Raw genomic sequence first — 9,257 nt, 5'->3', positions numbered from 1 at the left:
CAGCGGTCATGTATTGGCCAACTCTCGCTGTGCCACGCTGAGGCCAACTGCAACGGGTCGAACCCAGATTGGCATGCTGCTGAGCATGAATGTTTCACCCTGTGCGGCCAGTAGCAGGGTGGTGCCCATCACATGGGCTATGGCTTCTGCCGCAGCCGGCGGCACTGCGTTGCCGATGCGCTCGCGCCAGGCCTGATCGCTCAGCCCATCCAGTTCCAGCTGTTCCTCGGGCTCGACCAGGCTTTGCAACGCGGCCAGCTCCAGGGTGGTGAAGGGTCGGTGCCAAGTGCCGTCAAGCGATTCGATTACGCAGGTGAGCCGGTCGTTGGCCTCAGGCAGGCGAGGGTCTGCGATGCTCCAGCGCCCGTTGTCGTGCATGGCGCTGGCAGAAACGGCGCCGGCCTGGCCATTCCAAGGCACCACGCCATAATGCCCGCCGGTAAGGTAGGCATCGCCCTTGCAGCGGCGCATGCCCGGGCGAGGGTCAGCGATCGACAGGGCGCCACTGGCCACCTGCTGCGAGCCGGTAACGGTGCCAGCGGTCTGGTTCATTGCGACCACGTTAAGCTTGCGGCTCGACGCGCCTGGGTGCCAGTTGTGATAGCGCGGGTCCTGCACGGCAAAGGCACCTTGGCCTGTGGTGCTGCCGGCAATCACCGTGTTGGCGGTACCAGCGAACGGTGTCACCTGGTACTTGCCGAAGCCTTCACCACCGCGGCGCGGGTCTGCAACGCTGAATGTGCCTTGCCCTGGGCTCTTGACGCCGATGACCGCGCCGCTGGTGTCCTGCCAGCGGCGAACCCCGTATTGCTGGTATTGCAGGGCCCCTGCCTTCGCGCGCGGGTCGGCGACTGAGAACTTGCCGTTGGTTGGGCCGCTGCGGGCTACAACGGTGCCGGCTGCCTCCTGCCAGTCGTGCACACCCAAGAACCCGTCGCGGAACTGCGGAACGATGATCAAGTCACGCAGGTAGCCATCCTCGATCGCCAGGTCGTTCAGGCTGCGCCAGTCCTTGCCTGCCTCGACCAGTGCAAGGCGAACCCAGGTCTTCCACTGCAGGGCGGGCACCCGGTGCATGGGGCCGGCCTGTTCGATATTGCCGGCCAATGGCATGCGGCCGAGGATGTCGCCAACGGCGCGGAGGCTCTTCTTCTCTGGCTCGTACAGGAACGGCGGGACTTTCTCGACATGGCGAGCCACCAGCAGGAAGCGTTTACGGCTCTGGGCCAAGCCGCCGATAACGCCGCAGTCGTGGGTGGTTTCGGCAACCGCGTAGCCGAAGTGGCTGAGCAGGGCACCGATCTGGTCCAGCAAATGCCGGCCACGGCTGGCCAGGCGGGGTACATTCTCGAATACCAGCAGCGGTACGGGGTCATCGCGCCAGGCCTCGCCGAACAGCCAGATGCAGCGCAGCGTCAGCTCGTTCAGGGCCTGGTACTTCGGGGTCATGCTCATGGTTTCCGACAGCAGCCCGCTGGCGCCCTTGCATGGGGAACTGATGAACACCGCATCAGGGCGGCGACCACCAGCAGCCCGCTGGATATCTTCCGGGGTTGCTTCGCACCATCCAGGTGGCGGCTCCTTGCCGTGGAAACGGATGTACTGGTCACGGGTAAACAGATCGATCAACGTGCCTTTCACGCCGCTCAGCCTTTCGAAGTCGGCCAGGCCAGCCGGATCGACGTCGACTCCGCCGATGCACTCCCACTCCGCCTGTATGTTGCCTACGATGGGCTTGGCGCGGTTGAAGCCTTTCGCTCCACCGCCTAGGCCACAGCAGAAGTGGAAATGGGTGAGTTTATGCTTAACGAGCATTGCGGCCACCTCCTTGTGCCCGTTTCGCATTGACGTTGGCCATGTAGGCGTCCCAGAACGCGGACTGACGCTGCTGGCGAATCTTGCTGCACCGTTGATGGTTGCCGTGGGAGCGGGCCTTATTGCAGATGTCGCAATGGTTCGGCAGGTCGAGCGAATGGCTGGCCAACCTCGGGCGCGTCCCTGTGGTAGCCTTCTGCGCGCCGACTTCGGGGGTTTCTACTTGCATGTCGTTTCTCCTTGGGGTTGGTCGGCGCCGGGGAGTTGCAGCTCTCCGGCGCCTCTTTTCGAATTACTTGAGGCGGTACTGCTTGCCGTCTTCGATGACGTAGAACTCCACGTCGCTGAGGCGATACACACCACCAGGTCCGCCATGCACGGCGTAGTTGCCGTAAGGAGGTGTGCCGACCCGAACTGGAAAAAGTTGGTCGGTCTGGTGGGCGTACTCGCTGGACTTCTTAATACGTGCATGCAGTTGTTGACCGGATGGGCCGCAGCCAGCTGGCCCATGGGCAGCTTCGTAACCAAGCCAAGCTGCGCGGGTTTCCAGATTGAAGAAGGTCCCGTCGGTGCCGACCGTTACGTCAAACCCGCGATCTTCAGCCCAGCTGATAAAGCCCAGGGCAATATTGAGGCTGTCCAGGTCGCTCATAGCTGCCCACCAGTTTTGGCGAGGCGCGCTGCCTCGTACTCGCTTGGCAGGATTTCTACTGCGCCGATGATCCAGCCAGAAGTGGGTTTGCCTGCCGAGATTCTCTCTTCGTGGTCGGCCTTGTTGATCTCGAAGCCGAGGACGAAGTAGGCAACGTCCTGGTGCTCGAATAAGGCGCCGCCGGATAGCATCAAGTTGCCGGTGTTCACGTTCAGTCGTTCCCAGTATTCATGGCGGTCTAGGCGAGGTGGACAGTGCGCTTTCCACAGTTCGCACAGACGCTCGTGCTCGGCCCGAATCGCAATGCGCTGCTCCTTGGTGATGCCCTTCGGCGGTACCGCCTTATGACGAAGGCTTCGGTAGCCATACTCGTCGGGGCGGCGCCAGTGGACGTCCAACTCACGACTGGCGGAAAGCTTCACTCCGCCGGCGAAATGCGAAGTGATGTCGTGCATTGGCGCAACGGTGCTGCCGAACTGCTCGCCCAAGGCAATCAGGCGCTCATTCAGTAGGTCTTTCGCCTGGTAGAACTCCTTGACTATGGCCACCGCCTCGGGCGCCTCGGACTTGTAGTAGTGGTGCATGTCGTTTCTCCTTGGTGTCGCCGAGCAGTTGCAGCTGCTCGGCGCTTTGGTTACTGGCTGGCCATGGTGGCCTGCATGTCGTTCGTGATGATCTCGATCACTTGGTCGCGGTTATCGGCATAGGCGAAGGGCAGCGAGGCACCTGGCCGAGTCACTGGGTAGCGCGAATGAGGAAGGCGACACTCGGCAACCGTGTAACCGCTGTCGGTAATCCAGCAGCGAGGGACGACTTGCCCGTCCTGGTTCCGCTTGGCCTTCCACTTCACCCCCAGTACTCGCGCACTTGGTTGAAGATCAGCCGGCCACGCGGCAGATAGTCGTGGAGCTCCTTTTCGTGGGGGAAGTCCAGAAAAAGCACGGATAGACAGTCTTCGAACGTGCCGATATCGAGGGTCCGAAGGTCAGTGAGGGCGAAAGGATGTGACTGGGCGTCGTACAGACCGAGCAGGAATCTGGCTACCACGCGGCTGTGGCCGGTTTCGCGCAGCGCCACAGGGACTAGGCGAGCGAGAGCCTGGATACCAGCCTCCCGAAGGGCCGGGCGCTCTTGCTCGTACTGGTACTGCACCAGGGCGTCGAATAAGGTTTTCTCGCCTGCAGGCTGGGCTTGTTGCATGTCGTTTCTCCTTGGGGTTGTGCGTGGCGTTGCAGCGCCAATCAGGTCAGTGCAGGGCGATGGCCAGCAGGGACGGAGCGAAGTAGCCCGCCATGCAAAGCACCGCGAGGGTGAGTCCGCTGATGCCCAGGGTTGCGAGCAGTTCGCCACGGCTGGGTTGGTGAAAGGTGTCGTTGTCGTCTTGCATGTCGTTTCTCCTTGGGGTTGTGCCTGGCGTTGCAGCGCCGCGGCGGTCAGCCGGCCTTGAAGGTCCAGCACTTAACGGTGGTTGGTCGCAGATTCACCGAGGTTGTTCGGCTGTTGAAAACAGCCCGAACGGCGCTATCTACGGCGCGGTTGGCGTCGACGAACGGGCGGGATTTGCTGTTGCGGAGCAGGGTGCGCAGGGTGCTCACATCCGCGAGCTTCTGTTTGTGCTCGGCAGCCCGCTCGCAGAACTCGTTGAGGTGGATGGCGATCAGGTCGGCGTTCTTGCTGTGGTCGACCACCGGGTCGTCGCTGAGCGACTCCAGGTAGTCGAACACTTCCCAGAATTCGGCCACTTCTTTTGGGTCGGCATTGACGGCCAGCTGGCGACCTACCGCCATGGCGCGCAGCTCGCGCAAAGTGCCTTCGTGCTGGCGGTCCGTCATCGGCACAACCACCCGTAGGGCGTCGACCAGGGCCATCATTTGGGCGTGGTTCTTGATGATCCGCTCGATGCGGATTTCGCGCGCCTCGCGCAGAGCCTGCTCATGCACCTTTACCTGGGCGCGGAAGATCTCCATGACCTTCTGCTCGGCTTTGGCCGCCATCAACAGGAAGTGGCTCACCTCGCTGGCCTGAAGGTGGTTCAGGTTGTCAGCTGCTGTCCGGCTGTCGGTGGTGACCTCCGGCCGCACGAAGTGCAGCTTGACGATCCGGGTGAGGATCGCCTCGGACGCAACTACAGAGGCGTTCTGGCTGAAAACCAACGTGGCGCGGAAGGGCGGGGCATTGGTGTCGTTGCCGCCGTTCTTCACACCAGTCAGGCCCAGGCCGCGGCCGTTGAACAGCGGTTTGAACTGGTCGAAGTCAAAGGACTTGGCCGCACCGGTTTCGGCATCGCTGCGGTCGGCCTCGAGCATGACGACTGGCATGCCCGAGGTCTGGCTCAACCAACGGCGCAAACCAGCCTTGGTCATCTTGATCGGGTCGTCGCCTTCCTCGTCCTGGCGCCCCATTAACTTCCACAGGAACATCAGCAACGTGGACTTACCGGCGCCGGCCTCGCCGGTCACTTCCAGGAACGGGAATGACTGGAACTCGGCACGGATCTGCTCGGCGAACAGCGAACCGAACCAGAAGGCGAGGGCAATGACGCCCTGAGTGTTGAAGCACGTCCACAGCCACTTGAACCAGTCCGGTCGGTATCCCGAGGCGTCCTGGTTGATCTCTAGCTTGATTGACTTCTGCAGCGTCTTGAGGCGTAGACCCTTGAACTCGAAGTAGTCTTCGGCGTTGGCCTTCTCTAGCACGCCGCCACGAACGGCCAGATCGCCAAACACGTAGCAGCCGTGCTCCTTGCTGTAGCCAACATAGTCGATGGTTTTGACTGTTTTCAGGGCGAACAGCTGCTGCTGCATGATCCGATCGAGCTGGGAGCCGCTACCTGTGAAAACAGCGCCGGCCGCCATACCGAGCAGTCGCTTCTTGAATTCACTGGCAGCCGCTACTTGGCCACCGGTGAAGGTGTTCAGGACGCTCGGTTCGTCATGCGGGAAGTCGACGCGGAAGTAGTACCAGGACTCATCGGTCACTTCGTTGCGCTGGAAGTAGAGCGCCTGCGGATAGCAGTTGGCGATTTCGATTACCGCACCGCACTGGCGCAGCGCCTTGTCACGGCGTTGGCGGTCGGTGAGGACCAGGTCCTCCTGCCGCTCGGACTCGTCGAGCTGTTGCAACGCCTTGTTGAACTTCTCCACGTCCATCTTGAACCAGTAGAGGCGGTTCTCGAACGAGAAGTGAAATTCCTGGCGCTCGCGCCAGTCATACATCAGGACGCCCTTTTCTGCGGCACTGTCGGCCAGCAGCAGGCTGCCGTGGTAACGGGCCTCGCGTAGGTCACGATCTATCTTTTCCTGCCGCTTGTCCGCATCGATGAAATTCCAGCGCTGGTGCAGGTCGTTCCAATCGACCTTGCGACCGTTTTGCGGGATCTGCGCCGCCTCGCAGTTGAAGCCCAGCTCGCGGGCCAGGGCTGCGTGCTTGCGAGTGAAGCGGTGAGCCCCAGGCTCATTGTCCAAAGCCCAGACCAGTCGTGGCAGCTTTTTGCCGTGGTCGCGGCGGAGCTGGGCCAGCGCCTTGAGCGATTCGAATGGGAATGCCCCCGAGCTCATAGCCGACACAGCGCTGATGTCGTGATGCAGCAGGGCGATGGCATCGAAGATGCCCTCAACGATCCACAGCTCGTCTACTTCCTCCAGGTCGATGGAGGACGGGCACCACCAATACCCTTTCGGTGATTGACCTGTCGCGAAACGGGCCTTCTTTTTCCCAAAGCGATGAGGCTGGTCAATCAGGCGCTCCCAATAGCCGCCGTGCTCCAGAGGAAAACGTACTGTGGCGCTGCCGATCCCAAGTTTCGGGTCCCAATGGTTGTCTTGGGTGTACCAGCCTTTGATGAGGTCCAGGTCGAAGCCGCGGGCGTTCTGCAGGTAGGCGTCGGCTGAGGCGCGAGGTGTCTCCGGGGTGGCTGGATACCGTTTGCTGTAGTCATCGAACAGGTCGTCGAACAGCTCCTTGACGTGCCATTGCTCGCCGCACTTGCTCTCGCGGCCGCACTTGATGAACCACGGCTCGTCCTGGCGGGAGTACAGCTCTTTCTTGTTGCAGTTTGGGCAGGTGCCTTTGCGCAGATACTGGGTACCCGAAATTGGCTTGAGGCCGTAGATGTCTTGCAGGCGCCGAAGTACCTCAGTGCGCAGGCTGTGCTCCATGGGCTTGCGGTTCACTTGGCACGCTCCATTAGAACAGGGCCAAGCTTCTCAGCGAGCGCTTTGCGTGTGCGGCAGATACCCATTAAGTGGGGCACGTCTACGAACACCTTCGGACCGCGCTCACCAGCGGGCACATTGCGGTACCGGTCGGAGTACCAGACATCGGCCATGGTCAGGTTGTATTGGCTTTCGAGCCATTGCTGGTAGTGCTTTGCCTGCCCGGCATCCAGCTCAATTTCGAGGGTGATCTTGCTCATATCGCCACCAATGGAGTGCAGTTTCCCCTTACCCACGCGAAACGGGCATCGGGAAGGGGTTGGTTCGGAGTTACTTCGAGGTGTTACGGGGTTGCAGCATGTGTCGCGGTAGATAGCGCGCCGGCACCGGGTACCGCTGTTGGGTGGTGGTATCCAGCAGGATCAGCCGCGGCCGAAAGATGCCGCTGGTTGGGCAGATGCCCAGGAGCTTCAAGCGACCACGGGTCTTGCTCTCGAACTCTGCGACAGCCAGTTCGGCGATGCGCTGTACCAGGTGATCAGGAACCTCCAAGGACTGCGTCAGGAAGCGGCAGCAGTTCTCCAGCACCTGGTTGTCACCAGCAAGGTGCAAACCCTCTCGGCGATAGAGGAATGCCACAGCAGCCTCCTGCATGGCCGCGCGGTAGTGGGTTTCATGGCTGATGGTCGGGGCAGGGGCGTTCATGCGGGCGTTACCTCCATGTCCAGTTTGTCCAGCATGTCGAGCTGGTTGGTTTTCTCTGCGCTGTCGCGGATTGCCTGCATCCGCTTCACGGATGGGGCAACGGGAAGTCGGACTCGGGGCCGGTCAACGCCAGAGGTGTTCAGCTCGTACTCCCACGACAACGAACCGCTGTAGGTCGCGCCGCAGCCGAGGTTCGTGCATTCCCCGTACATCGTCTTGAAGATCGGTGTTTGCTCCGCGGAGTTGCGGATACGCATCCGGCTGCCGCAGGCAGGACACAAAGCCTTGTATCCACCACCATGGTTGGTGCTCATCGGTTCTCCCCAGCCGCCAACGCGGCCATGGCTTTCGCCAGAAATTGCGGCGCGCCTGCGCCTTACTGCGGATCCTGTCTGCCCGGATTTTTCCGATGCAGGGTGATAACGGCGCCAACTTCGGCGTGTCGCGCTGCGATGTGTTCTCTGTGCGCGGCGACGATGTCGGCAAGCTCGGATTCATCGAGGCGACCGTCTTCCAGAGCCTTGGCGATGATCTGATCGACCTTGCCCTCTGCCACATCAGCAACCAGCGAGCGTGCATAGAGGTCGATGTTGTCGAGCGGCGTGTCTTCCGGCATGGCGACAAAGACACCGTTGTAGAGGCCAGACAGGTAGTCAGGCAGGAAGCTGGAACCGGCGACCAGCTCCAGCTGGCGTACCTGGTCGTCGCTCAAGGGGCGGCTACCGGCGTTCTCGTACAGCTTGTTGTCGAACTGCTTGAGGTCCAGGCCCAGGTGAGTGGCGGCGCATTCGCGGCCACCTGGAAAGGCGGCTACGGCAGCCATTACGGCTTTCCGGCGGCTATCAAGAATCGGACGCTTCATCTTCTCGTTTCCTCCATGGCCACACCGCACTACTGTGCGACCGTGCCTTCCTTGATGCCCAAGAGAACGGCAGCGCGGTGTGCCTCACCTCGGAGACACTTTTTCTGGCCCGTGAGCACCGCATACACAGTGCTGGGATGAAGGTTGTGTTGGATGGCAAAGGTCTTGGCCGAAATGCCCTGATCTTCAAGGCGTTTGCGGGCGTCTTTGCAGGCTTGCTCGGGTACGCAGGGGGCGTGCATAGTTCGTAATCGTGCAATTTCGTGTAGTGGTACGCGAAGGATGATGCACGAATGTTCATTTGTAAATAGGTAGAGGGAACGTTTGTGCATCTTTCAGAGGAAATAGGTGCGCGCCTCCAGTCCGAACGCAAGCGTCTGAATCTCAATCAAGAACAATTGGCGAATATTGTCGGCGTATCCAAACGCACGCTGGCGAGCTACGAAAGTGGGGCTCGCGAGGCTGGATCGTTGCTGCTGAATATTGCTGCCACAGTCGGCGTCGACATTTTGTATGTCGTCACTGGGCAGCGTTTGCCAGTTGGTGAGAAGACCTTGTCAGCGGAAGAGCTGGAAATGGTGCAACACGTCCGGGCTCTCGGGGCCGAGGACAAAGGAGCAGTCCAGCGGCTGCTACGGGCTTTCAGCATCAAACAGGAGTAGAGAATGCTCAAAGGGATTTTGATAGGGGCTATTTCAGCAGCCATCGTAGTGATCGCCGGCTGCGATGCGGATGAGAAGAAAGAAACTGTCTCGGGCAGGGATTTCGGTGCAGCTTGGCCGTTCACTGTCGATCAGGTCGACCTGCTCTGTGATGGGGCGCCTCCAAAAGCTCTGGCCAGGACAGCCGATGGGACTATCTATGCCTTGAGTGGAAGTGCCCGCACGCAAGCTAAGGACAGAGGTTGGGCGGATGGCCAAGACATTACCAAGCCCGACCCCGCTCTCCCTACGATCAAGATGGACTACAGCGACTTCGTGAAGCGCGCCCAGGCGCTATGCAATACCTGATTCCGACGAAATCACGTCGCAGGGGCTGGTGGCACGCTTTTTCGTGCTGACAATCGCTC

Annotated in this window: 14 protein-coding genes; 2 read left to right on the top strand and 12 right to left on the bottom strand. The window is 60.9% G+C overall.

The genetic code is table 11. The features are described 5' to 3' along the window. Positions 1 to 6: 6 nt before the first annotated feature. From AB1N67_RS16200 to AB1N67_RS16145, 12 genes are all read right to left on the bottom strand, one after another. The gene (locus tag AB1N67_RS16200; RefSeq protein ID WP_367863225.1) at positions 7 to 1,815 is read right to left on the bottom strand and encodes a DNA cytosine methyltransferase; all 1,809 of its coding nucleotides are present in this window, start codon (positions 1,813 to 1,815) and stop codon (positions 7 to 9) included. Further along, a complete protein-coding gene (locus AB1N67_RS16195; protein WP_367863224.1) occupies positions 1,805 to 2,044 on the bottom strand; it encodes a hypothetical protein in 240 nt (79 codons plus the stop codon). Before AB1N67_RS16195 ends, AB1N67_RS16200 begins: the two co-directional genes overlap by 11 nt. A 63-nt stretch (positions 2,045 to 2,107) precedes the next feature. Beyond that, positions 2,108 to 2,467: a hypothetical protein gene (locus tag AB1N67_RS16190; RefSeq protein WP_367863223.1), complete on the bottom strand. Its 360-nt coding sequence runs from the start codon at positions 2,465 to 2,467 to the stop codon at positions 2,108 to 2,110. After that, on the bottom strand, positions 2,464 to 3,051 hold the full coding sequence (locus AB1N67_RS16185) for a hypothetical protein (protein WP_367863222.1): 588 nt from the start codon (positions 3,049 to 3,051) through the stop codon (positions 2,464 to 2,466). The genes AB1N67_RS16190 and AB1N67_RS16185 overlap by 4 nt, the downstream gene beginning before the upstream one ends. 262 nt (positions 3,052 to 3,313) lie before the next feature. Next, the gene (locus tag AB1N67_RS16180; protein ID WP_367863221.1) at positions 3,314 to 3,667 is read right to left on the bottom strand and encodes a hypothetical protein; all 354 of its coding nucleotides are present in this window, start codon (positions 3,665 to 3,667) and stop codon (positions 3,314 to 3,316) included. 46 nt (positions 3,668 to 3,713) lie between these two features. Beyond that, positions 3,714 to 3,854: a hypothetical protein gene (locus AB1N67_RS16175; protein WP_367863220.1), complete on the bottom strand. Its 141-nt coding sequence runs from the start codon at positions 3,852 to 3,854 to the stop codon at positions 3,714 to 3,716. Between the two features lie 46 nt (positions 3,855 to 3,900). Continuing rightward, positions 3,901 to 6,624 (bottom strand): toprim domain-containing protein, encoded by a 2,724-nt coding sequence (locus AB1N67_RS16170; RefSeq protein WP_367863868.1) that lies wholly within the window; start codon positions 6,622 to 6,624, stop codon positions 3,901 to 3,903. Positions 6,625 to 6,635: 11 nt separating this feature from the next. Beyond that, positions 6,636 to 6,881: a hypothetical protein gene (locus AB1N67_RS16165; protein ID WP_367863219.1), complete on the bottom strand. Its 246-nt coding sequence runs from the start codon at positions 6,879 to 6,881 to the stop codon at positions 6,636 to 6,638. A gap of 70 nt (positions 6,882 to 6,951) precedes the next feature. Then, positions 6,952 to 7,326 carry a hypothetical protein gene (locus AB1N67_RS16160; protein ID WP_367863218.1) on the bottom strand — a complete coding sequence of 125 codons (375 nt, stop codon included), beginning with the start codon at positions 7,324 to 7,326 and terminating at the stop codon, positions 6,952 to 6,954. Then, complete coding sequence (locus AB1N67_RS16155; protein ID WP_367863217.1) at positions 7,323 to 7,640, bottom strand: ogr/Delta-like zinc finger family protein; 318 nt, start codon at positions 7,638 to 7,640, stop codon at positions 7,323 to 7,325. Before AB1N67_RS16155 ends, AB1N67_RS16160 begins: the two co-directional genes overlap by 4 nt. Positions 7,641 to 7,702: 62 nt before the next feature. Continuing rightward, positions 7,703 to 8,188, bottom strand: coding sequence for a YmfL family putative regulatory protein (locus AB1N67_RS16150; RefSeq protein ID WP_367863216.1), 486 nt, complete (start codon positions 8,186 to 8,188; stop codon positions 7,703 to 7,705). 29 nt (positions 8,189 to 8,217) lie between these two features. After that, the gene (locus tag AB1N67_RS16145; RefSeq protein ID WP_367863215.1) at positions 8,218 to 8,430 is read right to left on the bottom strand and encodes a DNA-binding protein; all 213 of its coding nucleotides are present in this window, start codon (positions 8,428 to 8,430) and stop codon (positions 8,218 to 8,220) included. A gap of 84 nt (positions 8,431 to 8,514) precedes the next feature. Here AB1N67_RS16145 and AB1N67_RS16140 point away from each other — a divergent pair, with 84 nt between their 5' ends. Both AB1N67_RS16140 and AB1N67_RS16135 read left to right on the top strand, forming a co-directional pair. Continuing rightward, a complete protein-coding gene (locus AB1N67_RS16140) occupies positions 8,515 to 8,850 on the top strand; it encodes a helix-turn-helix domain-containing protein (RefSeq protein ID WP_367863214.1) in 336 nt (111 codons plus the stop codon). Positions 8,851 to 8,853: 3 nt separating this feature from the next. Beyond that, on the top strand, positions 8,854 to 9,198 hold the full coding sequence (locus AB1N67_RS16135; RefSeq protein WP_367863213.1) for a DUF2511 domain-containing protein: 345 nt from the start codon (positions 8,854 to 8,856) through the stop codon (positions 9,196 to 9,198). The last annotated feature ends 59 nt before the right edge of the window (positions 9,199 to 9,257 follow it).

It is taken from the genome of Pseudomonas guariconensis, assembly GCF_040822035.1.
Classification (GTDB): domain Bacteria; phylum Pseudomonadota; class Gammaproteobacteria; order Pseudomonadales; family Pseudomonadaceae; genus Aquipseudomonas; species Aquipseudomonas guariconensis.
The sequence above is the reverse complement of the archived record's forward strand: the minus strand, read 5'-3'. Positions and strand labels throughout refer to the sequence as shown.